General features: G+C 63.1%; 18 protein-coding genes and 1 pseudogene. 16 read left to right on the top strand and 3 right to left on the bottom strand.

Annotated elements, in window-relative coordinates:
* Nucleotides 1-3590 (top strand): SdrD B-like domain-containing protein (locus V5B39_RS15745; protein ID WP_332343816.1); only part of this gene is annotated, 3590 nt, incomplete at its 5' end.
* A 172-nt stretch (nucleotides 3591-3762) separates the two neighbouring features.
* On the opposite strand, the gene V5B39_RS15740 is transcribed toward V5B39_RS15745, so the two are convergent.
* Nucleotides 3763-6162 (bottom strand): penicillin-binding protein 1A, encoded by a 2400-nt coding sequence (locus tag V5B39_RS15740; protein ID WP_332343815.1) that lies wholly within the window; start codon nucleotides 6160-6162, stop codon nucleotides 3763-3765.
* A 403-nt stretch (nucleotides 6163-6565) separates the two neighbouring features.
* Here V5B39_RS15740 and V5B39_RS15735 point away from each other — a divergent pair, with 403 nt between their 5' ends.
* From V5B39_RS15735 to V5B39_RS15700, 8 genes are all read left to right on the top strand, one after another.
* Nucleotides 6566-7117 (top strand): heme NO-binding domain-containing protein, encoded by a 552-nt coding sequence (locus V5B39_RS15735; protein ID WP_332343814.1) that lies wholly within the window; start codon nucleotides 6566-6568, stop codon nucleotides 7115-7117.
* Nucleotides 7114-8952, top strand: a complete 1839-nt coding sequence (locus V5B39_RS15730; RefSeq protein ID WP_332343813.1) for a putative bifunctional diguanylate cyclase/phosphodiesterase — start codon at nucleotides 7114-7116, stop codon at nucleotides 8950-8952. Before V5B39_RS15735 ends, V5B39_RS15730 begins: the two co-directional genes overlap by 4 nt.
* A 121-nt stretch (nucleotides 8953-9073) precedes the next feature.
* Nucleotides 9074-9685, top strand: a complete 612-nt coding sequence (locus V5B39_RS15725; protein ID WP_332343812.1) for a hypothetical protein — start codon at nucleotides 9074-9076, stop codon at nucleotides 9683-9685.
* Nucleotides 9686-10058: 373 nt separating this feature from the next.
* The gene (locus V5B39_RS15720) at nucleotides 10059-11621 is read left to right on the top strand and encodes an acyl-CoA synthetase (RefSeq protein WP_332343811.1); all 1563 of its coding nucleotides are present in this window, start codon (nucleotides 10059-10061) and stop codon (nucleotides 11619-11621) included.
* A 146-nt stretch (nucleotides 11622-11767) separates the two neighbouring features.
* Complete coding sequence (locus V5B39_RS15715) at nucleotides 11768-13648, top strand: MFS transporter (protein WP_332343810.1); 1881 nt, start codon at nucleotides 11768-11770, stop codon at nucleotides 13646-13648.
* Between the two features lie 327 nt (nucleotides 13649-13975).
* Nucleotides 13976-14263 carry a type II toxin-antitoxin system ParD family antitoxin gene (locus tag V5B39_RS15710; protein WP_332343809.1) on the top strand — a complete coding sequence of 96 codons (288 nt, stop codon included), beginning with the start codon at nucleotides 13976-13978 and terminating at the stop codon, nucleotides 14261-14263.
* A 118-nt stretch (nucleotides 14264-14381) separates the two neighbouring features.
* The gene (locus tag V5B39_RS22240; RefSeq protein WP_434735706.1) at nucleotides 14382-14552 is read left to right on the top strand and encodes a type II toxin-antitoxin system RelE/ParE family toxin; all 171 of its coding nucleotides are present in this window, start codon (nucleotides 14382-14384) and stop codon (nucleotides 14550-14552) included.
* Between the two features lie 404 nt (nucleotides 14553-14956).
* Nucleotides 14957-15409, top strand: coding sequence for a PilZ domain-containing protein (locus V5B39_RS15700; RefSeq protein ID WP_332343807.1), 453 nt, complete (start codon nucleotides 14957-14959; stop codon nucleotides 15407-15409).
* Nucleotides 15410-15429: 20 nt separating this feature from the next.
* On the opposite strand, the gene V5B39_RS15695 is transcribed toward V5B39_RS15700, so the two are convergent.
* Nucleotides 15430-16005, bottom strand: a complete 576-nt coding sequence (locus tag V5B39_RS15695) for a TetR/AcrR family transcriptional regulator (RefSeq protein WP_332343817.1) — start codon at nucleotides 16003-16005, stop codon at nucleotides 15430-15432.
* Nucleotides 16006-16227: 222 nt separating this feature from the next.
* On the opposite strand from V5B39_RS15695, the gene V5B39_RS15690 reads away from it, so the two are divergent.
* From V5B39_RS15690 to V5B39_RS15660, 7 genes are all read left to right on the top strand, one after another.
* Nucleotides 16228-16977, top strand: coding sequence for an electron transfer flavoprotein subunit beta/FixA family protein (locus tag V5B39_RS15690; RefSeq protein ID WP_332343806.1), 750 nt, complete (start codon nucleotides 16228-16230; stop codon nucleotides 16975-16977).
* A gap of 2 nt (nucleotides 16978-16979) precedes the next feature.
* Nucleotides 16980-17912: an electron transfer flavoprotein subunit alpha/FixB family protein gene (locus V5B39_RS15685; RefSeq protein ID WP_332343805.1), complete on the top strand. Its 933-nt coding sequence runs from the start codon at nucleotides 16980-16982 to the stop codon at nucleotides 17910-17912.
* 30 nt (nucleotides 17913-17942) lie between these two features.
* Nucleotides 17943-18608, top strand: a complete 666-nt coding sequence (locus tag V5B39_RS15680; RefSeq protein ID WP_332343804.1) for an energy-coupling factor ABC transporter permease — start codon at nucleotides 17943-17945, stop codon at nucleotides 18606-18608.
* On the top strand, nucleotides 18583-20016 hold the full coding sequence (locus tag V5B39_RS15675; protein ID WP_332343803.1) for a hypothetical protein: 1434 nt from the start codon (nucleotides 18583-18585) through the stop codon (nucleotides 20014-20016). Before V5B39_RS15680 ends, V5B39_RS15675 begins: the two co-directional genes overlap by 26 nt.
* A gap of 10 nt (nucleotides 20017-20026) precedes the next feature.
* Nucleotides 20027-21820, top strand: coding sequence for an acyl-CoA dehydrogenase C-terminal domain-containing protein (locus V5B39_RS15670; RefSeq protein ID WP_332343802.1), 1794 nt, complete (start codon nucleotides 20027-20029; stop codon nucleotides 21818-21820).
* Nucleotides 21821-21926: 106 nt separating this feature from the next.
* Nucleotides 21927-22334 (top strand): acyl-CoA thioesterase, encoded by a 408-nt coding sequence (locus V5B39_RS15665; RefSeq protein ID WP_332343801.1) that lies wholly within the window; start codon nucleotides 21927-21929, stop codon nucleotides 22332-22334.
* A 14-nt stretch (nucleotides 22335-22348) separates the two neighbouring features.
* A complete protein-coding gene (locus tag V5B39_RS15660) occupies nucleotides 22349-24325 on the top strand; it encodes an acetoacetate--CoA ligase (protein WP_332343800.1) in 1977 nt (658 codons plus the stop codon).
* A 215-nt stretch (nucleotides 24326-24540) separates the two neighbouring features.
* Here the strand turns inward: V5B39_RS15660 and V5B39_RS15655 are convergent.
* Nucleotides 24541-24948, bottom strand: a pseudogene (locus V5B39_RS15655) (phage integrase N-terminal SAM-like domain-containing protein); the annotation flags it as partial.
* Nucleotides 24949-25143: the final 195 nt, after the last annotated feature.

The following is a 25143-nucleotide window of genomic DNA, read 5'->3' as shown; positions in this document are numbered from 1 at the left end:
CGGCGACGACCACCACCGGCACCGACGGTTTCTATCAATTCACGGGCCTGACTCCGGGTGTGGAATACCAGGTACAGTTTGCCGCCCCGGCAGGCACCGTGTTCACCGGTCAGAATGTCGGCAACGATATTTCCGACTCCGACGCCGACACCACGACGGGCAAGACGCAGATCGTCACGCTGGCCTCGGGCGAACATAACCCGACGCTCGATGCGGGTGTGATCTTGGTGACGCCGAAGATCGACATCGAGAAGACCACCAATGGGCCGAGCAACAGCAATTCGACGGCACCCGACTACGACAACGAAGATGCCGCCAACGGCGCCGGGGTGCCGGTCCTGACCCCTGGTTCGAGCGTCACCTGGACCTACAAGGTGAGCAATACCGGCAACGTGGCGTTTGCGAAAAACGATGTGGCGATCGTCGACGACAACGGCACGACCGGGAATACTGCGGACGACCTCTCGGTGGCCAACGGCAAGATCACTTACCAGTCGGGTGACAGCAATACCAATAATCTGCTGGACCCAGGCGAGGCCTGGCTATACAAGGCCACCGGCACCGTCCAGAACCTGACGACTGCGGGCGCCGCGACCACCTTCGACTTCTCGGGCAGCAGCGCCACGGACGGGAGCGACGGCAACGTTCGCACCTTCACCTCCGGCACCCTGTCGGTCAAGGCCAGCGCCTTCAGCCGCGATCAAAGCACGGGCGCCTGGGCGCAAGCCTACCTCGGCAGCTACGGCGGCGGACTTGGCGTGACCGACAGCAGCGAGAGTGGCAGTGGCGACACGCATACGGTGGACAACCTGGGCGGGCGGGACAACTACGTCCTGTTCGAATTCAATCAGAACGTGGTCGTCGACTCGACCTTCCTGGGCTATGTCGTCGGCGACAGCGACCTGTCGGTGTGGATCGGTACGCGCAGCGACCCGTTCAACAACCACGACACGATGCTCAGCGACGCCGAGCTTACCGCGCTGGGGTTCACCGAGGTCAATCTGACCGACCTCAGCTCGACCCGGCTAGCCGACCTGAACGCGGGCAATGTGTCCGGCAACGTGTTGGTGATTTCCGGCTGGACAGGCGATACCACGCCGGAGGATCGGTTCAAGATCGAGACGCTGACGGTTCGTCCGGTCTCGGGGGCCTATGAGAACAAGGCCACGGTGACGGCTCCGGGGGCCTCTTCCGACTCCGACCTCAGCCATTACAAGAATCCGGTTGCACCGACCCCGACGCCGAAGATCGACATCGAGAAGACCACCAATGGGCCGAGCAACAGCAATTCGACGGCACCCGACTACGACAACGAAGATGCCGCCAACGGCGCCGGGGTGCCGGTCCTGACCCCTGGTTCGAGCGTCACCTGGACCTACAAGGTGAGCAATACCGGCAACGTGGCGTTTGCGAAAAACGATGTGGCGATCGTCGACGACAACGGCACGACCGGGAATACTGCGGACGACCTCTCGGTGGCCAACGGCAAGATCACTTACCAGTCGGGTGACAGCAATACCAATAATCTGCTGGACCCAGGCGAGGCCTGGCTATACAAGGCCACCGGCACCGTCCAGAACCTGACGACTGCGGGCGCCGCGACCACCTTCGACTTCTCGGGCAGCAGCGCCACGGACGGGAGCGACGGCAACGTTCGCACCTTCACCTCCGGCACCCTGTCGGTCAAGGCCAGCGCCTTCAGCCGCGATCAAAGCACGGGCGCCTGGGCGCAAGCCTACCTCGGCAGCTACGGCGGCGGACTTGGCGTGACCGACAGCAGCGAGAGTGGCAGTGGCGACACGCATACGGTGGACAACCTGGGCGGGCGGGACAACTACGTCCTGTTCGAATTCAATCAGAACGTGGTCGTCGACTCGACCTTCCTGGGCTATGTCGTCGGCGACAGCGACCTGTCGGTGTGGATCGGTACGCGCAGCGACCCGTTCAACAACCACGACACGATGCTCAGCGACGCCGAGCTTACCGCGCTGGGGTTCACCGAGGTCAATCTGACCGACCTCAGCTCGACCCGGCTAGCCGACCTGAACGCGGGCAATGTGTCCGGCAACGTGTTGGTGATTTCCGGCTGGACAGGCGATACCACGCCGGAGGATCGGTTCAAGATCGAGACGCTGACGGTTCGTCCGGTCTCGGGGGCCTATGAGAACAAGGCCACGGTGACGGCTCCGGGGGCCTCTTCCGACTCCGACCTCAGCCATTACAAGAATCCGGCTGCACAACCCGTCCTGGCCTCACTCGGCGACCGCGTCTGGGAAGACCGCAACGCCAACGGGGTTCAGGATACGGGCGAGAACGGGATCAGTGGGGTGACCGTCAAGTTGCTCAACTCGTCGGATGGCACCGTGGCTACGACCACCACCAACACCAGCGGCAATTACCTCTTCAGCAACCTCACTCCGGGTGACTACAAGGTGCAGGTGGTCGCGCCGACGGGTTACTTCGTATCGCCGAAGGATCAGGGCGGGAACGATGCGACCGACTCCGACATCGATTCGGCAACCGGGAAGACCGTTCTCACAACACTGATCAGCGGCGAAAACGACCTGAGCTGGGATGCGGGCCTCTACCGCAAGGCCTCGGTTGGCGACAAGGTCTGGGACGACATGGATCACGACAACGTTCAGGATGCCAGCGAGCCCGGTATCAAAGGCATCACGGTCAAGCTGATGGATGCCACCGGCACCACGGTACTGGCCACGACCACCACCAACAGCAGCGGTAACTACCTGTTCAGCAACCTCGATCCAGGCACCTACGTCCTCCAGTTCGACAAGACCAATGTCCAGCACTACAACTACGGGCAGTGGAACAACATGAGCAACTGGAAGTGGGCGGTCAAGGATGCGGGGAGCAATGACGCAATCGACTCCGACGTCGCCGGTGACGCCATCGCTACCACCAACGTCACCAAGACCAGCGCCTTCACCTTGGTTTCCGGCCAGAACGACCTGACCCGCGACGCCGGCATCACGCCGATCGTCATCGACCTCGACGGTAACGGCATCCAGACCGTCAGCCGCGCCGATTCCGGTGGCAGTTTCGACCTCTTCGGCAACGGCGGCGCGGTCGCTTCGGGGTGGATCTCGGGTGGCGACGGTTTCCTGGCGGTCGACAGGAACGGCAACGGCAGGATCGACAGCATCAGCGAACTGTTTGGCGGCACGGCCAGGGGCGCGGGTTTTGCGCAACTGGCCGAATACGACAGCAATGGCGATGGTCTGGTCAATGCTGCCGACACAGCCTTTGCCGATCTGAGGATCTGGCGTGACGCCAACGGCAACCACCAGACCGACGACGGCGAACTGACAACGCTTGCCGAGGCCGGTGTGAGCGAGCTGGCCACGGCCTACACCGAGCTGCCGTTCCTGGACCGTCAGGGTAACGTGCATCTCGAGCGCAGCAGCGCCACGATGTCCGATGGGCAGACGGTGGACATGACCGACGTGTACTTCAATGTGTCGGCTGAGGACGCTGCTGCTGCGGGCGTCACGCTGACTGGGATCGCCGAATTGTTGAGTGCCTCCTACGGTGGCCAAACGTCGGTCGACGTGGGGTGGCTGTTCGCGTAAGCGGTTGTCAGCGGTTCCCTGCACAAGCTGCCGGCGCGTACTCCATGACGCGCCGGCAGCTTTTTGCGAGAATCGAGCCGAAGTCCGGATATCTGCAAAGGTGCCAGGGATCGTGCAGAGGAATGAAGAAAGTCGCCGCTCCCATCCAAAGAGAAGCACTGCACCTCCCGCTTCATCGGGAGTCCTCCGCCTTCGCCGCGGGTGATGGATCCGTCGGCAGCCGTTCGGCTTCTTCGCTCTCTTTCATGATCTGATCGATCTTCTCTTGCAGCGGATCGCTCTGGGCTTCAGGGGGCGATGCGGCCGGCGCGGGCGTTGCCGGTTCCTGGGGAGGTTCCTGTTTCCGGGCGGGTTTTGCGATCCGTTGCGGCTTGGGTTCGGCGACGGGTTCCTGCGACAGGAGACTCCGGAACCAGCTCTTGATGCGTGCCCACAGACCGGTATCCTCCGGTGCCGCGAAGCGCGCACGCGGATCGATGAGGCGAGCGCGCAAGGCGTTCCGGAAGAAGTCGCCGACCACCGGCAGGGCGCTGTGCGCCCCCTGACCCCAGTAATCGCTGCGCAGCGTGACGCGGCTGTCGTTGAAACCGACCCACGCGCCGGCGACCAACTGCCGGTGCATCAGGATGAACCAGCCGTCTGCGTTGTCCTGCGTCGTGCCGGTCTTGCCGGCCACGTCGGCGCGGATGCCATGGCGGCTGCGGATGTCTCTGCCGGTGCCGCGGTTGATTGCGCCGCGCAGGTTGTCGAGCAGCGTGTAGGCGACGTCGCGTTCGAGCGCCCTGTCGGGGTCCTGCGGGATGAATTCTTCGATGACCCGGCCGTTGCGATCTTCGATGCGGCTGACCAGCAGCGGCTCGAGGTAGCCGCCGCCGTTCGCGATCGTCCCGTAGGCGGCAACCATTTCCTTGAGGGTGACGGGGCTGGTGCCCAGCGCCAGCGATGGCACCGCTTCGAGCTTGCTCTGGCGCACGCCCATGTGGCGGGCGAGTCTGGCCACCTTGGCGGGGCCGACTTGCTGGATCAGTTGCGCGGTGATGGTGTTCTTGGAGTAGGCGAGTCCATCGCTCAGGCTCATCGCCTCGCCGCTTGGCGGCGCGCCATCGGTGGGCCGCCAGACCTCACTGCCGCCGACGTCGATTTCCACCGCCTGGTCGATCAATCGGTCGTCCGGGCTGGCGCCCTGGCGATACGCTTCGCCATAAACAAAGGGTTTAAAGGTCGAGCCAGGCTGGCGACGTGCCTGCTGCACGTGGTCGAAGGCTTCCTGCTCGAAATCGCGGCTGCCGACCCAGGCCTTGACGTGGCCGTTGCGCGGATCGATGGCCAGGAAACCGATCTGTATCTGCGTCTTCTGCTGGCGCAGCACGCGCATGAAGTCCTTGTCGACCTGCAATTCCTGCGTGGCCTGGGCAGGCGTCCGGCCCTTGGCGATGGCGGCGGCGTACTCCGGCGATTCGCGGATGAAGGCCTGGACCAGGCTGGACTCGGTGCTCCACGCCGGGCGCTTTCCCCAGGCCGCGTTGGCGATGTTCTGCAAGCTGTTGCCCTGGCGCGTCACGGCCTGGTTGGCCGCTGCCTGGAGTCGGGAATCAATGGTCGTGCGTACCACCAGCCCGTCGCCGTAGATGCTGTAGTCGTTGCGATCGGCCCAGGCGATCAGCCACTTGCGCAGTTGCCTGGCGAAATGCGGTGCCGGCCCCGGCGGCTCCGTCTGTCGCTCGAAATCGATGAGCAAGGGTTTCTTGCTGAGCGAGTCGAATTGCGTCTGGGTGAGTTTTTCTCGCCTGACCATCTGTTTCAGCACCGTGTTGCGGCGCTGCAGGGCGCGTTCGGGATTGAGCACCGGGTTGTAGTAACTGTTGCCCTTGAGCATGCCGACCAGCGTCGCGCTTTGCAGCACATCGAGCTGGCCGGCCGAGGTATCGAAATAGGTGCGTGCCGCCATCTCGATGCCGTAGGCGTTATAGAGGAAGGGCACGCTGTTGAGGTAGGTCTCGAGGATTTCGTCCTTGCTGTGGATGGCTTCGATTTTCAATGCCGTAATGGCTTCCTTGATCTTGCGCGTCAGTGTCGGCGCCCGGCCGATTTCCTCCGGGTACAGGTTGCGGGCAAGCTGCTGGGTGAGGGTCGAACCTCCCTGGCGATCGCCGCTGAGGCTGTTGAGCGCGGCGGCGACCGTGCGTCGCCAGTCGAGACCGAAATGCGCATGGAAGCGGTGGTCTTCCGTGGCGATCAGGGCGTCGATGACAGGTGGCGAAATCCCGGAGAGTGCGACCCATTGCCGGTTGGATTGCTTGAATTCGGTCAGTTTCCTGCCGTCTGCCGAGAGGATCTGGGCCGGTTGTTCCGATGACGCCTTGCGGATGCTGCTGATGCTTGGCGTGAAGGGGATCAGGATCACCACATAAACCAGCAACAGCGCTGGCACGGCCAGCAGTGTCCGGATCACCCCGCGCCGGGTCGGGTGACGGAGGGAGTCGAGCGTGCCGGCGACGCAGGCGGAAAGGCTCGGGGCGATCCGGGTTGTCAACCGTCTCAGTTCGCCGAGCAGGGAGCGTAGTGATGCCATGAATGGTTCATTTCAGGCCCGAACGGGCGTGTGTGCGCAAGTGTTCTGGCCAAGGTTTTCGGGTGGGAGACGCCACTTGTCCGGCACAGGGTATCGGCAGGTTTCCCAAGTCTGGGTATTTTCTCACGGTCTCGCGAGTGGCTGCCGGGTTGGCGCCGGCGCTCTCCCAGACCATGCGGCGGGCAGGGAAAAATCAGCGCAAATTCCCGGTTGACGATGGGCTGCAAGAGCGCAGATACTCGCGCAATGCCGGTTGAATTTCCTGTTCTTGGGATGTGTGAAACAGAAGGCGCGTCGAGCTGCGGCAAATTCGCCAATACCTGGGTTCCGTCAAGGCCAACGATGGCCTTAGCCTGACATGGGCTCCTGGCAGAACCTTTGCGACATCCAGTGGAGTCCACCTATGAGAGGCATCGTATTTTCCGAATACATCGAGTTCGTCGAAGACAGTTTCTCCCCGGAGCTGGCGGATCGCATGATCGAGGAAAGCCATCTCCCCTCCGGCGGGGCCTACACGGCGGTGGGTACTTATGACCATCAGGAAATGCTCACCCTGGTCACCACTCTCGGCCGTCTCACCGGCCAACCCGTGGTGGAACTGGTGCGGACCTTTGGCCGGCATCTCTTCGGCCGTCTCGCCGCGGCTTATCCGATGTTTCTCGAAGGCGCCGGGAACAGCCTCGATTTCCTCAAGGGCATCGAGGACCACATCCACCGGGAAGTCCTGAAGCTTTATCCTGACGCTGAACTGCCGCATTTCGAGTGGCGCCAGCCGAATGAAGACACCCTTGAGCTGATCTACCGTTCCCGCCGCCCTCTGGCGGACCTGGCGGAAGGGCTGTTGCAGGGTACCGCCGCCCACTTTGACGAGCAAATCGGCATTGCCCGGGAAGACCTGGCGGGTGGAGACGAGACCCGGGTTCGCTTCACCCTCACCAAGATGCCTGGTGCATGAACGATCTGGAGTGGATGTTCCGCCGGGCGGAACGGGAGCGGCGGGCACGCAAGGAAGCCGAAAGCATCCTGGAGGACAAGAGTCGCCAGCTCTTTGACGCCTATCGGGAACTCTCGGATCGGGAAGAGAAAACCCGCGCCATCCTGGAAGCCATCAGCGATGGTATCCTGACCTATGGCACCAATGGCCGCATCCAATCAGCCAACCGGGCGGCACGGGAGATGTTCGGCTATCCGGCGGAGCGTTTCCCCAACCTTTGCATTGGCCAGTTGTTCCCATCCATCCCGGAGGACACTTTTCTCTTTCCCCAGCCATCCCGGACGCGGCCCAACCTGGACGAGATGCTGGCACGCCATGCCGACCACGGCGATTTCCCCGTGGAATGCAAGGTCAGCCTGGTTTCCGACCGCGGCAACGACATCTTCATCGCCACCGTGGAGAATATCAGCGAGCGCAAGCAGGCCCAGGACCAGATCAAACACCTGGCCTACTTCGACCCCTTGACCAAGCTGCCGAACCGCACCCAGTTCGAGGACCGGCTTGCCTTCGCCTTGGACCAGGCCAGGCGCCACGGTGACACCCTGGCGGTCATGTTCCTGGATCTGGACCGTTTCAAGCGCATCAACGACACCCTGGGCCATTGCACCGGCGACCAGCTGCTGCGGCAGGTTTCCGAACGCTTGCGCCGGGCAGTGCGCAGCACTGACCTGGTCATGGCGCCGATGGGGCAGACGGGGCACGACACCCTGCTTGCCCGCCTGGGCGGCGACGAATTCACCCTGCTGATGTCCCGCATCCGCCGGGACAGCGATGTTCCCAGGGTTGCCCAGCGCATCCTGGAAACCCTGCGCCAGCCTCTTCACCTCGACGGCATGGAACTGGTCATTTCCACCAGCATCGGTGTGGCCCTGTTTCCCGGTGATGGCGATGATCTCGGCACCCTGTTGCGCAATGCGGATACCGCCATGTACCAGGCCAAGGAGTCGGGCCGGGATCGGGTGGTGTTTTATGCCTCCACCATGAACGCCAGCGCGCTGAGCCTCCTGAACCTGGAGGCGGCCCTGCGCCGGGCCCTGCAGCAGGAACAGTTGGTGGTGCATTACCAGCCCAAGTACAACCTGGTCAGCCGCGCCATGGTGGGATTGGAAGCGCTGATACGTTGGCGGCACCCGGAGCGGGGACTGCTCTGTCCGGGTGAATTCCTGCCGGCCGCCACCAGTTCCGGCCTGCTGGGCCCCATGAGCGACTGGGTCCTTCGCCGGGTCTGCCTGCAACTGCGGGAATGGGCGGATCGGGGCCTGCGGCCCTTGCAGGTTTCAGTCAACATCTCGAACCAGCAGTTCCACAGCGGTAACCTGGTGGACACGGTCACGCGCACCCTGGCGGAAACGGGTATCGACCCGCGCTGGCTGGAGTTGGAGCTGACCGAAAACATCGTCATGGAAGACGCGCAGATGGCCCAGGCCATGCTGAAAGAGCTGAAGGATCTGGGCTTGTCGCTGTCCATCGACGACTTCGGCACTGGCTATTCATCGATGAACCATCTGAAGCGTTTGCCGGTGGACAAGCTGAAGATCGACCGCTCCTTCATCAAGGATATTGCCACCGACGTGGAAGACCGGGCCATCGCCCACGCGATCATCGCCCTGGCACACAGCCTGAACCTGAGCGTCATTGCCGAAGGGGTGGAGAACGAGGAACAACTGCGATTGCTGGCTTTGGCTGGCTGTGACGAAGTGCAGGGTTATTACTTCAACCGCGCCAGGTCGCCGGAGGATCTGGCGCTCGAACTCGCCGGCCCGGTCGGCGATGAGCGCCGCACAGGGAGCGGGTAGAGTAGAGGGCAGGCTTTCGCCTGCCCTCTACTCTTTGATGGGTTTGTGTGGGATGGGTTTGTTTGGGTACATTCGCGGCGTTGGCCGCAACGTTGATATTCACGATGAAAGGAGTTTGCACGTGCAAACAAGCAAGAGAAGCGTCCAGATCGCTGCGATGCTGGCGGCGGGTGTGCTGGCGGGTTGTCAGACCGGCGGGGCGGGAACATCCGAAGCCAAAAGTGCGGCGCCGCTGCTCTCCGGTTATACCTGCTGCAACATGCGCCACGAGGCGGGCAACGACTGGATCAACGAGTTGAACTATGTCGGCTGGCCGATGATTCCCCTGGGTACCCAAGCGTCGATATCTTCGTACGGACGCCATCGGGCTGCCGTCACCATCGGTGGCAAGCCCATGCGCGTCGGCCAGGACTACACACGCGAACAACTGTCGCTGGAGGAGTACATGGCACGCTGGATCGTACAGCGGGACCCCAAGGTCAAACTGGCGACTTTCCCCGCCAACATCCAGGCTGCCATCAAACTTGGCAAGGTGATGAAAGGCATGACGCGCGAGCAGGTGATCATGTCCGTCGGTTACCCGCTCACGCAGGAAAATCCGGTACTTGACGCGCCGATGTGGCGCATGTGGATGTCGAGTTTCGGCGAGTACCAGTTGATGTGGGGCAGCGACGGCAAGGTGAAGGACATCGTCGGCGACCCGCTGACCAAGAACATGATTGTGCAGCCGTAATCTTTCGCCGCCACCCTGGACGAATGCCTCACACCGGCAAGGACGGCAGGTGGTCCTGCGCCAACGGATCGCCAGCCTCTTCGTCCGGCGCCGCGGCCTGTTGGACCAGGCTGATGGCCAGGCCATGCGCCGCAGCGAGTACGGGGCGGCGGCTTTCCCCACTTACCACATTCCACTACCCGGAATTCCACCCGGCGGTCGATGGCGTCTAGGATTGTTGGATAGTATTCGGTTTACCGGCACGCGCTTACCTGCGTGGATATCGGCGCTGTGTTCCAAACTGGCTTGGTCATCGATGCCAGAAAGGGCCTGGCAATGCGCTTTGGGTCTTCCTCTGCAGCGGTTCCCGCCGAATTTCTGGAAGTCGAGGTGAATGGTGAAAAATAGGGGGCATTACACGGGCCAGTTGCCGCCGGCACGCTTCAACATGGCGCGTTACTGTCTGGCGGCTGCCGCGCGCGAGACCCCGGACAAGGTGGCACTGGTCGTGGTGTCCGACGCCAGGGCGCCGGCCGAACGGGCGGAATGCTGGACTTACCGGCAACTGGACGAGGCTGTCCGGCAAGTGGCGGCTGGACTGCGTGCTTGGGGCCTTGCACCGGGGGCGCGGCTGATGATCCGCATGGGCAATACCAGCGATTACGCCCTGCTGTTCTTCGGCGCCATCGCTGCCGGCTGTGTGCCGTTGCCGTCATCGGCGCAACTGACCGAGGAGGAGGCGGATTTTCTGCTGGCCGATGCCGGCGCCGGGATGGTCGCCATGTCGGAAGAGTTGGCCATCCAGCCACCGCCGGAGGTGCGCGTATTGACTCCCGCCGACATTGCGCGCTTGCGAACCTACCATCCGATCATGGATTACGCCGATACCGCTGCTGACGATCCGGCTTTTCTGATTTACACCTCCGGCACCACCGGCCAGCCCAAAGGCGTGTTGCATGCCCAGCGCTCGGCCTGGGGACGGCGACCGATGTATCAGGGCTGGTATGACATTCGCCAGGATGATGTGATCCTGCACGCCGGAGCGTTCAACTGGACCTATACGCTGGGGGTCGGTCTGACCGATCCCTGGGCCAACGGTGCGACCGCGGTGCTCTACAACGGGCCTCGCGATGTCACGGTCTGGCCGATGCTCATGGAGAAGTTCCGGGCGACCCTGTTTGCCGCGGTGCCGGGGCTGTATCGGCAGATTCTGAAGTACAACGACCTGCGCACGTTCGACCTGTCGAGCTTGCGCCATGGCCTGACCGCCGGCGAGGCACTGGGCAGCGCCTTGCTCGAACAGTGGCGGACGACGACCGGCAAGGAGCTGTTCGAGGCCTTGGGAATGAGCGAATGCTCGACCTACATCTCCTCCTCGCCCAGCGTGGCGGTACGGCCGGGCAGTCCGGGCAAGCCACAGCCGGGCCGCTGCGTGGTGGCGCTGCCGGTCGAGGAGGGCGAAGAACCGTTGTTGCCAGGTGAAACCGGGCTGCTGGCGGTGCATCGCAGCGATCCCGGCCTGATGCTCGGCTACTGGAAGCGTCCGGACGAGGAAGAACTGGTCTACCGGGGCGAGTGGTTCATCGGTGGCGACCTGGTACATTTCGACGCTGACGGCTACCTGATCTATCACGGCCGCAACGACGACATGATGAACGCCATGGGCTACCGGGTGTCGCCATTGGAGGTGGAGCATTGCCTGAGCAGGCATCCGGCAGTGGCTGAAGTGGCGGTGACCGAGCTGGGGGTGCGTGAGGGGGTCAGCGTGATCGCCGCCTTCGTGGTGCCGCGCGATCCCGACGAGCCTGACGGGCTCGACGCCGCGCCGCTGCTGGCTTACGCTCACGAACATCTGGCGGCCTACAAATGTCCGCGCGAGGTCATCTTCACCGACGCTCTGCCCCGCACCGCCAACGGCAAGATCCGGCGCCGCGATCTGGCCTGGGGGCGGCGGTAAAACGGATGACCGTCCGCATGCGAGAATCCTGGTCGCGTCAGCCCAAACCAAGGACCCGGACGGACGGATGTCGCGGGGTCTGGTTACGCGCCGCCAGACTGTCGGCCGTGAGCGGCCTGTCCTGTCACCCACTTTAGGAAGACTGCATGAGTTCCCAGTTTGCTCTGCTCAACACTCGCCGCTTCGCCCCTTTTTTTGCGACACAGTTTCTCGGGGCATTCAACGACAATCTGTTCAAGAATGCGCTGGTCGTGTTGCTCACCTTTCAGGCGATGAACTGGACGACGCTGGCGCCGGAGGTCTTGACCAATCTGGCTGCCGGCATCTTCATCCTGCCGTTTTTCCTGTTTTCGGCGACTGCCGGGCAACTCGCCGACAAGTACGACAAGGCGAAGCTGGCACGGCTGGTGAAGCTGCTCGAAATCGTCATCATGGGCATTGCCCTGTTCGGTTTCTCGACGCACAGTCTGGCGGTACTGTTGAGCGCATTGTTCCTGCTTGGCCTGCATTCATCGCTGTTCGGGCCGGTCAAATACGCGATCCTGCCGCAGCACCTGCGTGAAGATGAACTCGTCGGAGGTAACGCGCTGGTCGAGGCCGGTACTTTCGTGGCCATCCTGATCGGCACCCTGGCCGGCGGCCTGCTTGCCGGCGTCGCCGGGCATCCAGGCTGGGTGGCCATCGCCGGACTGGTGATCGCGGTCCTGGGTTATCTGTGCAGCCGCGGTATCCCGGCAGCGCCGGCACCGGTCCCGGATCTGGTCGTCAGCCTCAATCCGTTTTCCGAAACCTGGCGCAACATCGGCTTTGCCCGTCAGAACCGGACGGTTTTTCTGTCGATTCTCGGGATTTCCTGGTTCTGGCTATACGGCGCACTGTTCCTGGCGCAGTTTCCAGCCTATGCGAAGAATGTGCTTGGGGGCAGCGAGACCTCGGTGACCCTGTTGCTGGCGATCTTCACGATCGGCATCGGTTTCGGGTCGCTGCTCTGCGAGCGCCTGTCGGCCGGGCACGTCGAAATCGGTCTGGTGCCTTTCGGTTCGATCGGTCTGACGCTCTTCGGCATCGACCTGGCTTTCGCTTCACCAGCACTGCTACCGGTCGGGGCGCCGTTGTCGCTGGCCAATCTGCTCGCCCTGCACCCCACCTGGAGGGTGCTCTTCGACCTGTTTGCCCTCGGCCTGTTCGGCGGTTTTTTCATCGTGCCGCTGTATGCCCTGATCCAGTTGCGCAGCGCACCCGAGCAGCGGGCGCGGATCATCGCCGCGAACAACATCCTGAATGCGCTGTTCATGGTCTGCGGCGCACTGGTCGCCGCCGGACTGCTCGGCGACGGACTTTCGATTCCCGCCCTGTTCGGCGTTGCCGCGCTGTGCAATGCGGTGGTGGCGGTCTATATCTACAGCCTGGTGCCCGAGTTCATGCTGCGCTTCATTGCCTGGCTGCTGGTGCACTCGGTGTACCGCCTGCAGCAGCGCGGGCTGGAGAACATCCCAGAGGAGGGCGCAGCGGTGCTGGTGTGCAACCACGTCAGCTTCGTCGATCCGATCGTCATCGCGGCGGCGAGCCGGCGGCCGATCCGTTTCGTGATGGATTACCGCATTTACCGCATGCCCGTGATCAGCCTGATCTTCCGCCATATGCGCGCCATCCCGATTGCCCCGGCCAGGGACGATGCGGTCATGATGGAAGCAGCTTTCGAGGAGGTGGCGAGTGCCCTTGCGGCAGGCGAACTGGTGGCGATCTTCCCGGAAGGCCGGATCACCGACAGTGGCGAGCTTTATCCTTTCCGCCCAGGCGTACAGCGTATCGTCGGACGTACGCCGGTGCCGGTCATTCCGATGGCTCTGCAGGGTCTGTGGGGCAGCTTCTTCAGCCGCAAGGACGGGCCGGCGATGAGCAAGCCACTGCGCCGCGGCCTGTTCTCGAAGATCGCGCTGGTCGTCGGTACGCCGGTCGCCCCCGTGGCGGCGACTCCCGAGCATCTGCAGGGGATTGTTGCCGGCCTGCGGGGGGAATGGAAGTAGGCTTCGGGAACCGGATATTCTGCCTTCGATATTGACGATTCAACCGATGCCTTCAGCAGGAGACGAGCATGAGGAGCACGAATCTCCCCTCCCGACTTGTGGAAGATGGGTTGGGGGAGAGGGAACGCGGAGCTGGCCGGCGAGACACGAGCCGCAGTGCGCCCATGCAGCGGTGTTCTGCACTGCGTCGACTATCCATGTCAAGCCACATACCTACCCACCTACCCATCGGAAGACCTGGCCGGCAAGAATAGGCCAGGTAATCTTCCTTGTGTAATATCGATGCTATGGATATTCTGGATAGGGAAACTGAAAGGAGGTCCCCCGATGACCATGCACGTCAAGCTCTCGCCTGAGATGGAAGGGTTCATCAAGGGCAAGGTAGCCAGTGGTTTCTATGGTAACGCTACGGAAGTGATTCGCGACGCCATTCGTCGCATGCAGGCCGAGGACAGTCGAGTGGCCGCGTGGCATACGGCTATCCAGAAGGGCGACGATCAGTTCGACCGCGGTGAAGGGGTCGACTACACGCCTGGTGTGCTCGAGGAAATCACGCACAGTGCCACGCAGGCGATGCACAGCGGCCAGCCGATGGATCCCGATGTCCTTCCGTAATGCACCGGTCAGGCTTTCACCCAAGGCAAGACAGGACTTCATCGATATTCTGCGTTACACCGGCGAGACATGGGGTTCGAATTAGCTTCAGGCATACCGGGACAAGATTGACCAGGCATTGCTGGCCATTGGCCGCGATCCTCTGCTTGGGCACCGCCGGGACGATCTCCCGGAAACCCACCGGCTTTACCTGGTGGGTGCGCATGTCATTATCTACCGCGCTGACGAAGCTGGCGTGGTCCGCATCCTGCATCAACGTATGAGCCTCACGCGGCACCTGCGCTCATGAAATCAAGCGAAGGCGGCAAACCCGCTGCGCGACTTTCACGGTCATGAGCGCGAATACCCTCCTCTCCCGGCATTCCCCGGTCGCAGTCAAATCCGGCCACAGCCCGGCCTGTGCCAACGAGTGGGTGGCTGAGGGGTGCGACAAGCGGGCGTTCAGATGCGAGTACTGCCCGCCGACGATTTCTGCCGGTGACCGATGCGACGATCCACCAGCCTCTTGCCGGGCAGGACGACCGTGTTGGGCGATGTCCTCGATACCATCCTGCGCGCGCTGGCTGGCTGGATACGCGCGGCAGGAGGCAGACCGTGATTGACCGCTCCCTCTGGCACAGATACAGTGCGCTTCAACGAAGCATTCGCTTTTCTGGTTATTGGTCGAGGTCCACACTTCAGGAGGGCTTGCAGATGGGTTCGGCACCACTGGCCTGGCGCAGTTTTCTGCGGCATCCGGCGGATATTCCGATCGAGATCGATGCCGAAGGTTGGCATCAGAGCGCACCACGGCGGCTGAAGGACGTCAGCCTGGGCGGACTGGCGTGTCGCTCGGATCACCCGCTGACGGTCGGAGCCCGGGTCGTGCTCACCATTCCGATCGTCGAGCCGGCTTTCCGCGCAGCGGGCTCGGTCGTGTGGTGCCGTCGCGATGGCCGGGATTACGGGGACTACGAAGTCGGTATTCGTTTCCAGGAAGCCGCCGATGTCTTCGCCGCACGCATGGTCGAACAGATCTGCCAGATCGAGCACTATCGCCAGGAAGTGTTGCGCAGCGAAGGACGGGTGCTTGACGGGGAAGCGGCAGCACTGGAATGGATCGCGCGCTACGCTGCGCAGTTTCCAGCGCTGGGCAGTAGCCACTGATCCGGGCATTCCGACTGGCGCTATTCCTTGGCGATCAGTTCGGCAATCCAGCGCTTGAAGTCGCTCAGCCTGGGGTCGTAGCTCTCGCAAGCCATCAGACTCTGCCCGAACACGTAGGCGTAGAGCAACAGGCTGCGGCTCTTCGCCTCGTCGTCGGCCAGGCCGCGGGCAACGAACAGTTTGCGGGTGCATTCCAGACGGCAGTGGTCGACTTCTTCGACCACGGCGGCGGCCTGGGCGTCCCGGCGTGCCCATTCGCGTACCGCCAGCTCGATCGAGATGCCTTTGTGGTTACGCATGGCGCCGTAGACCTCGATCAGGTGCAGGAGTTGTTCGTGCTCCTTGCCGGGCGTGGCCACCGTCTGCTTGTTGATGTCGCGGATGCGACCGTCACGCCAGGTCGTGAGAACGGCATTGAAGAGGTCCTGACGGTCCTTGAAATGCCAGTAAAAACTGCCCTTGGTGACGCCGAAGTCCTTCGCCAGAACCTCGATCCGCATGCCTTGCACGCCCTGTTCGGCAAGCACTGCAATGGCGGCTTCGACCCACTCGTTGCGGTCGAGTGCCGCCCGTGGCCGGGTATTTCTGTGCTTCATCATTGTGCTCCTTTCCTGAATCACGCAGCTGAGGCAATATTACTATTTCACGCACCGCTGCCGCGGGCTATGGTGTTGACAGGCATCACTCCATACGGTACCGTACGCCATCCATACGCTTAGGTATGGCGTATTGTCCGGTGAGCATCCGGCAATGTCAAACGCGGCCTGCCTGGATCGCGATTGCTATCGATTACGCTGCAGTAATAAAGGAGAGAAAAATTGAAGATCCTTGTGCCAGTCAAACGGGTGGTGGATTACAACGTCAAGGTGCGCGTCAAGGCGGATGCGAGCGACGTCGATCTGGCCAACGTCAAAATGTCGATGAATCCCTTCGACGAAATCGCCGTCGAGGAGGCGGTTCGCCTCAAGGAAGCCGGTATCGCCACGGAGGTGGTGGTGGTTTCAGCGGGGGTGGCGAATTGCCAGGAAACCCTGCGCACGGCAATGGCCATCGGCGCCGACCGTGGCATTCTCGTCCAGAGTGATGGCGAATTGCAGCCACTGGCCGTCGCCAAGCTGTTGAAGGCGGTGTGTGAAAATGAACAACCGCAGATGGTCTTGTGCGGCAAGCAGGCGATCGACGACGACGCCAACCAGACCGGACAGATGCTGGCCGGTCTGATGAACTGGCCGCAGGCGACCTTCGCCTCGAAGATCGTCGTCGCGGGCGGGCAGGCGACGGTCACGCGCGAGATCGACGGCGGTCTTGAAACCGTCGAGGTGCCATTGCCGGCGGTGGTTTCTGTCGACCTGCGCCTCAACGAGCCGCGCTACGCGACCCTGCCGAACATCATGAAAGCCAAACGGAAGCCGCTGGCGACGACCACTCCGGCAGCGCTCGGTGTCGATGTCGCAGCGCGCCTGAAGACACTGAAAGTTGCCGAACCGCCGAAACGAACGGCGGGCATCAAGGTGGCCGATGCCGCCGATCTGGTGATGAAACTCAAGACTGAAGCAAAGGTGATCTGACCATGGCCATTCTCGTTATTGCTGAGCACGACAATACTTCGATCAAGGCGGCGACACACCATGCCGTCACTGCCGCAAGCCGGATCGGGGGCGACATTCACCTGCTGGTTGCCGGCAGCGCCTGTGCGCCGGCAGCCGAGTCGGCGGCACGGATCAGCGGCGTGAGCAAGGTGCTGGTCGCCGACGCTGCCGCCTACGCCGAGCAGTCGCCCGAGAACCTCGCCGCACTGGTGGTGGCGCAGGCCGCCGCCTATTCTCACCTGCTGGCTGCCGCGACCACCAGCGGCAAGAACTTTCTGCCACGCGTCGCCGCCTTGCTCGACGTGGCGCAGATCTCCGAGATCATCGCCGTCGATTCCGCCGATACTTTCCGGCGTCCGATCTACGCCGGCAATGTGGTTGCCACCGTCCAGTCGGCTGACCCGATCAAGGTCATCAGCGTGCGCGCGACCGCTTTCGAAGCGGCAGGCGAGGGAGGCAACGCCAGTATCGAGACGCTTACTGCCGGTCCCGACGTGGCCAGGAGCAGGTTGATCGGCCGTGAATTGACCAAATCCGAACGTCCCGAACTCACCGCCGCCAAAGTCATCATCTCGGGGGGGCGCGGCATGGGCAGCAACGAGAACTTCCACAAATTGCTCGAACCCCTGGCCGACAGGCTGGCGGCTGCCGTGGGGGCATCGCGCGCGGCGGTCGATGCCGGTTATGCACCGAACGACTATCAGGTGGGGCAGACGGGCAAGATCGTAGCGCCGCAGCTCTACATCGCAGTCGGCATTTCGGGAGCCATCCAGCACCTGGCCGGGATGAAGGACAGCAAGGTGATCGTGGCGATCAACAAGGACGCCGAAGCGCCGATCTTCCAGGTTGCCGATTACGGGCTGGTCGGCGACCTCTTCGAAGTCCTGCCGGCGCTACAGGCCGCCCTGGGCTGAGCCTTGCCGGGAACCAGGACCACGAGCAGCATGAACCTGCCGGACGGACTGCTCGACGGGCCATGGACCTGGCTGGCGTGGCTGCTGTTTGCTGCACTCGCCGGGCTGGCGGCCAGGCGGGCGCCGTGGCGGGTGCTGGCCGACAGCACCCGTTTGAACGCCTTTCTGGCGATGATCGTCGCGCTGATCCTGCTCTGGCATCTGCAGGCCGGAGTCAAACCCGGCCTTTCCATGCACCTGCTGGGTGCGACGCTGTTGACCCTGTGTTTCGGATGGTCTCTGGCATTCATCGGCCTGTGCCTGGTGCTGGTCGGAGTCAGCGTGAACGGAGCCGCCGGCAGCGAGGCTTTTGCAATCAACGCCCTGCTGATGGCCGGCGTCGGCGTGGCCGTCAGTCAGGGACTGCACCGACTGGTCGAGTGGCTGCTGCCGCGCCACCTGTTCGTCTATATTTTTTGCAAGGGCTTCTTCGCCGCGGCGCTGACGGTGATGGCCGTCGGCGTGACGGTGTGTCTGCTGCTGGCGCTGGCCGGCGCCTACTCCAGCGAGTATCTGATTGGCGAGTATCTCCCGTATTTCTTTCTGCTCGGTTTTTCCGAGGCCTGGCTGTCGGGAATGTTCGCTACCCTGTTTGCCGTCTATCGGCCGGATTTGCTGGCGGACTTTGAGGATGCCCAGTTTTTCGGAAGAAAATGACTTTTCCTCGTCAACCCTCGGCACGCCACGGCGCGCTTTCCTGATGGCGCGGCCCATCTTTAGCCGCTGGCCGGGCCTCCTGCCAATGGTCTGCGCGCTGCTCCTGCTGCTGGCGGTGCCCGAGGCGCCAGCGCAGCCGCGGGCGGCAGACCCTGTGGCAGCCGCGCAGCGAGATCCGGACCCTCTGCCGGGAGCCAGGCGGCGCGTGCCGCCGGCAGCCGCCGGCGATGCCCATGCAGAAGCGACGATGCCCCTGCGCCTGAGCGAAGAACTGTCTGCTGCACCCGCGACGAGCGACCTTGGCCGTCAGTTGCTGCGCCTCGAACAGCGGACGATCGAGATCCTCAGGGATGCGAACACGGACCAGCAGATGCTGAGCGACAAGCTGGCCTGGCTCGAAGCCAACGTCGCCGAGCTGAGACGGGCAGAGGATCGCCTTGCCGGTGTGGCGGCGGCCATTCCCTCGCCAACGGCAGCTCCTCCCCGCGGCGCTGCTGCAGCGGCGGCGCTGCCGCCGGCCGTGCCTGCTGCGCTGCCGGCAGCGATCCCGGCCGGGCCGGCTGTTGCCATGGAGTTCGAGCAGTGGATCCTGTATGCCGGGGTTGCCGCCCTGGTGGTGGTGCTGATGCTGCTGTTCCGTCGTCCCGCTGTGGCGGAAGTTCTCCCGGCCAGCCCGAACCTTCCCTCGATGCCGGATCGGAGTGAGCCTGTGTTGTCGAACAGGCCAAAGAGGTCGGGAAGTGCGCCGCCGGCAGTCGCGCCGGTCGAGCGAGCAACGCGCCGCGAGATGCCGGCCGCCAGGGCAGCCGCGCCGGTGACACCGGCGTCCCCACCCAAATCACCGCCGGCAACACCCGACCCGGCGGCGATCCCGGTTTCTGCACCAGCCTTGTCGATCGTGCCCGAGGTCGCGGGGACCACGCCGATACTCGAACTGGCCGAGGTCATGCTGTCTTTCGGTCGTGTCACCAACGCGACGAAAACCCTCGAGGAATATCTCGCAGCGCAACCACAGGAGTCCTTGCGCCCCTGGATCCGCCTGCTCCAGATTTACCAGCACAACGGCATGCGCGATGAATTCGAGGCGCTGACCTTGCGGCTGAACCGGGCCTTCAACGTTGAAGTGATTCGTTGGGATGCCAATGAAGCGCGCAAACAGCTTCATCTGGTTGCGCTTGATGCGCCCCCTGAAAAGGCGACCACGCTGGAAGACCTGCCGCACATCCGCGATCAACTGATCGCACTGTGGGGGAAACCGGAGTGTCCCGTCTATCTGGAGAAACTGCTGCGCGACCATCGGGATGGGCAGCGCAGTGGTTTCACCTTGCCGGTCGTCGAGGAAGTGTTATTCCTGATCGATCTCACGGTGGCCTGCGAAGCCGCCCAGCCGTCCATACCAACCCTATGAGGAGAAACACATGAGTGAATACTTTGCCCCGCTCCGTGACATGCAGTTCGTGCTCAAGGAACTTGCCGGGCTTGAGCGGGTGGCTGAGCTGCCGGGTTGCGAGGAAGCCACGCCCGATCTGGTCGACGCGGTTCTCGAAGAGGCCGCCAGGTTTGCCACCGAAGTCCTGTCGCCGCTCAACTGGTCGGGGGACCAGGAAGGCGCCCGCTGGCACGACAAGACGGTGACCATGCCGGCGGGTTTCAAGGAAGCGTACCGGATGTTCACCGACGGCGGCTGGCCGGCACTGGCCTGCGAACCGGAATGGGGAGGGCAGGGACTGCCGAAAGTGGTCGCGGCGGCCGTCGCCGAGATGTGGAAATCGGCCAATCATTCGTTTTCCTTGTGTCCGCTGCTTACCGCCGGCGCCATCGAGGCCCTGGTACTGACCGGTTCCGACCAGTTGAAGGCAACTTACCTCGAAAAGATGGTCAGTGGCCAATGGAGCGGGACAATGAACCTCACCGAGCCGAGTGCCGGTTCCGACCTGGCCGCCGTGCGCACGCGCGCGGAGCCGCAGGCCGACGGTAGCTACCTGATTTTCGGGCAGAAGATCTTCATCACCTACGGTGAGCACGACCTGACGGAGAACATCATCCACCTCGTGCTGGCGCGGACGCCGACAGCGCCCGAGGGCGTCAAGGGGATTTCGCTGTTCGTCGTGCCGAAGTTCATGGTCAATGACGACGGCAGCCTCGGCGAGCGTAACGATGCCTATTGTGTGTCGATCGAGCACAAGCTCGGCATCCACGCCAGCCCAACCGCGATCATGGCCTTTGGGGATCATCGCGGTGCTGTCGGTTACCTGGTCGGCGAGGAGAATCGTGGTCTCGAGTACATGTTCATCATGATGAACGCTGCGCGCTTCGGCGTCGGTCTCGAAGGTGTCGCCGCTTGCGAGCGCGCTTACCAGCGTGCCCGCGATTACGCACGCGAACGCGTGCAGTGTACCGATGTCGGCGTGCGCGGTGGTCCGAAAGTGGCGATCATCAAGCATCCCGACGTGCGCCGCATGCTGATGACCATGCGTTCGCGTGCCGAAGCCACACGGGCACTGGCCTACGTGGTGGCGGCTGCACACGACACCGCCCTCCGCCATCCGGATGCCGCCGAGCGCAAGCGCCAGCAGGCCTTCGTCGATCTGATGATTCCGGTCGTCAAGGGCTGGAGCACCGAATCGGGGGTCAGCATCGCCTCGATCGGCGTGCAGGTGCACGGCGGCATGGGTTATGTCGAAGAGACCGGTGCCGCGCAGCACCTGCGTGACGCACAGATCTCGACGATCTACGAAGGCACTACCGGCATCCAGGCCAACGATCTGATCGGCCGCAAGATGGCGCGCGAAGGCGGTGCCACCCTGAAAGCGGTGATCGAGGAAATGCGCGCACTCGACGCCGGTCTTGCGGGCCGGGAAGGCGGACATCTTGCGGTCATTCGCAACCGCTTCACGGCCGGCGTCGACGCACTGGCGGCTGCCGGCGAGTGGCTGGTGGCCACCTACGGGGTTGACGTTCGTGCCGCATCGGCCAGCGCGGTGCCGTTCCTGATGCTTCTCGGGATCGTCGCCGGCGGTTGGCAGATGGCCCGTGCGGCGCTGATCGCGCAAGCGAAAATCGACGCGGGAGACCGTGATCCCTTCTATTCCGCGAAGATCATCACCGCCCGCTTCTATGCCGACCATGTGTTGTCGCAGGCCGCCGGCCTGGCGAGCAGCATCGCCGAGGGTGCCGAAGGCGTTAACGCCTTGCCTGAAGACCTGTTCTGAGCGAACCGGCCGACTGCGGTCGCCGTTTTTTGCGGCTGCAGCCGGCTTGCGCCAACCTCTACGGCTGACCGGCGGGAATCGTCAGCCATCCGATCAAGGAATTGCCATGACCAATCCACGCCTACTCGTCCTGACCAGTCTGATGCCGATCCGCTGGGGTGACATGGACGCCTACGGCCACGTCAACAACACGATCTATTTTCGTTACATGGAGCAGGCGCGGGTCGAGTTTCTCGAACAGATCGGCTGCACGCTGACGCCGCGTGGCCAGGCGCCCGTGATCATCAACGCCAGTTGCACCTTCCTGATCCCGATCAACTACCCTGGTGTCGTCGAAGTGCGAATGTTCTGCGGACATCCCGGCCGCAGCAGCGTGCAGACGCATTACGAAATCCGCCGGCAGGGAGACGATACCCTGTACGCGACCGGCGACGCCAAGATCGTCTGGATGGATGTGGCGACCGGCAAATCGGTGCCGATTCCGGAAAGCATGCGCGCTGCCCTGCCAGCCTGAAGAGAGGAGGGGAGATGGACCCTGCAGTTCTCTGGCGCCCGAGCGCCGAACGGATCGCGGCAGCCCGGCTGAGCGCCTTCATCACCGCAGTCCACCGCCGCTGGCAGGTCGACTGCCCGGATTATGCGAGCCTGTGGCGCTGGTCGGTGGCGCAGCCCGAGGCTTTCTGGACTTCTCTCTGGGAGCAATGCGGCGTGATCGGCGAACGCGGCCCGACGGTGCTTGAGGACGGCGAACGGATGCCCGGTGCCCGCTGGTTTCCGCAAGCCCGGCTGAACTACGCCGAGAACCTGCTGCGCCGCCATGACCACGCCGACGCGCTGGTATTCTGGGGCGAGGACAAGTGCCGGCGTCGCCTCTCGCACGCCGAGCTTTACGCGCAGGTTTCGCGCTGCGCGCAAGCCTTGCAGGCCGCCGGGATCGGCCAGGGCGATCGTGTCGCCGCTTACCTGCCGAACCTGCCCGAAGCGCTGATCGCGATGCTCGCCACCACTTCGCTCGGTGCGATCTGGTCGTCGGCTTCGCCCGACTTCGGTGTCCAGGGTGTTCTCGACCGTTTCGGGCAGATCGAACCCAAGGTCCTGCTCTGCGTCGATGGCTACTGGTACAACGGCAAGCCGGTCGATTGCATGGCCAAAAACGCCGAAGTCGCCGCGCAGATGGCCAGCGTCGCCAGAACAGTCGTCGTTTCCTACCTCGACGACTCTCCTGCGCTGGCGACGATTCGCAACGGCGTTCGCTACGCCGACTTCATCGCCCCCTTTGCCGCCGACGAAATCGAATTCGCGCCGCTGCCTTTCGCGCATCCGCTGTTCATCCTGTTTTCCTCGGGCACCACCGGTATTCCCAAGTGCATCGTGCACGGTCACGGCGGCGCTCTGCTGCAACACCTCAAGGAACACCAGTTGCACGGCGACCTCAAGCAGGACGACCGTCTCTTCTATTTCACCACCTGCGGCTGGATGATGTGGAACTGGCTGGTTTCCGGCCTCGCTTCGGGCGCAACGCTGCTGCTCTACGACGGTTCCCCGTTCATTGCGGGCGCCGGCGGCCAGCCCGGAGCGATCCTCTTCGATTACGCCGACGCCGAACGCATGACGCACTTCGGAACCTCGGCCAAATTCATCGATGCCCTGGCCAAGACCGGTCTCCAGCCGCGCCAGACGCATCGCCTCGAAGCCCTGCGGACGATGTTCTCGACCGGCAGCCCGCTGGCCCCGGAAAGCTTCGACTACGTCTATCGCGACATCAAGCCCGACCTGTTGCTGGCGTCGATTTCCGGTGGGACCGACATCCTCTCGTGTTTCGCGCTCGGCAATCCGATTCTGCCGGTATACCGCGGCGAGCTGCAATGCCGCGGCCTGGGAATGGCCGTCGCGGTCTTCGACGACGACGGCCAGCCGATTCCGGCCGGCTCCGGCGAACGCGGCGAACTGGTCTGCACCGCGCCTTTTCCGGCGATGCCGATCGGCTTCTGGAACGACCCCGATGGCGCCAAATACCATGCTGCGTATTTCGATCGCTTCCCGAATGTCTGGTGCCACGGCGACTTCGTCGAACTCACGGCCAACCAGGGCATGATCATCTACGGCCGCTCCGACGCCGTTCTCAACCCTGGCGGCGTGCGCATCGGCACCGCCGAGATCTATCGCCAGGTCGAACAACTGCCGGAAGTCGTCGAGTCGCTGGTGATCGGCCAGGACTGGCAGCACGACGTGCGCGTCGTGCTGTTCGTCAAGCTGCGCGAGGGACAACTCCTCGACGAAGCGCTGCTCGACCGCATCAGGCAGCAAATCCGCCGCAACACCACGCCACGCCACGTCCCGGCCAGGGTCCTCCAGGTCGCCGACATCCCGCGCACCAAGAGCGGCAAGATCGTCGAACTCGCCGTGCGCAACGTCGTGCATGGCCGGCCAATCAAGAACATCGAAGCCCTGGCCAACCCCGAGGCGCTCGAGCACTTTCGCGAGCGGGTCGAACTGGAGAGTTGAGCAGAGAGCAAAGGCGACGAGGACTGCCGGAAATATGCTCGCAAGCGAACTCCTTCCATCAGGCGCATGCCGCTGCCGTAAAGCAGATGCGCGAGCAGCGCATAGACCTCCTGTATGCGGTCGAGCACGCGCTGGACTTCTTTGCCTGTGAGCACTACCGGCAAGTGCTCCGGTGGCCTGGCTCGTACCACTCCATCCAGCCACGGCAGGTCGATGCCCGGCACCTCCCGGCACAGGAATGGCAAAGCCGACAAAGCCTGGTTCCGGGTCGCAGCCGCCACCTGGCCTTCGACGGCAAGAGGTGTCAGGAAGACCTCGACTTCGCCAGTGCCCATCTCGCGGGGATGACGCTTGCGGTGAAAGAGAATGAATCTCTTGACCGAGTGGATATATTGTGCTTCAGTGCGTATGCTGTAATGGCGCAAGCAGATCTGATCACACACTTGGTCGAGAAGCTCGGGTGGGGAGGGGGAGTTTCCGGTTTCGGCAGGCGTATTCTCCGAACCGGAAGGGGTGTCTACCGGCGGTCCAGGGGTGTTTTCCGGAGGATTTCCTGGTGTATTGACGGGCAGAAATTCGTTATGAATCTGTGCGTTGTTCTTACGAACCCGTAGTATACACATCCATGTGTTCCGGTATACACCTTGATGAGTCTGGAACTACCCCTGGGAACCCCCCTCGCGAAAAAGTAGATTGCACCGAAATCGGTGTTCACTATACGTTGAACTAAAGCGCTGCGCGCTGGTGTAGGCACCCCACCGCAGCCCACCGCTCCTTCTCTTCTCGCTGTCGCCCCCTGAATTCGCTTTCGCCGTGAC

This window comes from Accumulibacter sp., from assembly GCF_036625275.1.
Taxonomy (GTDB): Bacteria; Pseudomonadota; Gammaproteobacteria; order Burkholderiales; family Rhodocyclaceae; genus Accumulibacter.
The sequence above is the reverse complement of the archived record's forward strand: the minus strand, read 5'-3'. Positions and strand labels throughout refer to the sequence as shown.

Excerpts from the sequence above, each read along its gene's own strand:
- V5B39_RS15740 (WP_332343815.1), bottom strand. The coding sequence starts at position 6,162 with ATGGCATCACTACGCTCCCTGCTCGGCGAACTGAGACGGTTGACAACC.
- V5B39_RS15735 (WP_332343814.1), top strand. The coding sequence starts at position 6,566 with ATGAGAGGCATCGTATTTTCCGAATACATCGAGTTCGTCGAAGACAGT.
- V5B39_RS15730 (WP_332343813.1), top strand. The coding sequence starts at position 7,114 with ATGAACGATCTGGAGTGGATGTTCCGCCGGGCGGAACGGGAGCGGCGG.
- V5B39_RS15720 (WP_332343811.1), top strand. The coding sequence starts at position 10,059 with ATGGTGAAAAATAGGGGGCATTACACGGGCCAGTTGCCGCCGGCACGC.
- V5B39_RS15715 (WP_332343810.1), top strand. The coding sequence starts at position 11,768 with ATGAGTTCCCAGTTTGCTCTGCTCAACACTCGCCGCTTCGCCCCTTTT.
- V5B39_RS15710 (WP_332343809.1), top strand. The coding sequence starts at position 13,976 with ATGACCATGCACGTCAAGCTCTCGCCTGAGATGGAAGGGTTCATCAAG.
- V5B39_RS15700 (WP_332343807.1), top strand. The coding sequence starts at position 14,957 with ATGGGTTCGGCACCACTGGCCTGGCGCAGTTTTCTGCGGCATCCGGCG.
- V5B39_RS15695 (WP_332343817.1), bottom strand. The coding sequence starts at position 16,005 with ATGAAGCACAGAAATACCCGGCCACGGGCGGCACTCGACCGCAACGAG.
- V5B39_RS15685 (WP_332343805.1), top strand. The coding sequence starts at position 16,980 with ATGGCCATTCTCGTTATTGCTGAGCACGACAATACTTCGATCAAGGCG.
- V5B39_RS15680 (WP_332343804.1), top strand. The coding sequence starts at position 17,943 with ATGAACCTGCCGGACGGACTGCTCGACGGGCCATGGACCTGGCTGGCG.
- V5B39_RS15675 (WP_332343803.1), top strand. The coding sequence starts at position 18,583 with ATGCCCAGTTTTTCGGAAGAAAATGACTTTTCCTCGTCAACCCTCGGC.
- V5B39_RS15670 (WP_332343802.1), top strand. The coding sequence starts at position 20,027 with ATGAGTGAATACTTTGCCCCGCTCCGTGACATGCAGTTCGTGCTCAAG.
- V5B39_RS15665 (WP_332343801.1), top strand. The coding sequence starts at position 21,927 with ATGACCAATCCACGCCTACTCGTCCTGACCAGTCTGATGCCGATCCGC.
- V5B39_RS15660 (WP_332343800.1), top strand. The coding sequence starts at position 22,349 with ATGGACCCTGCAGTTCTCTGGCGCCCGAGCGCCGAACGGATCGCGGCA.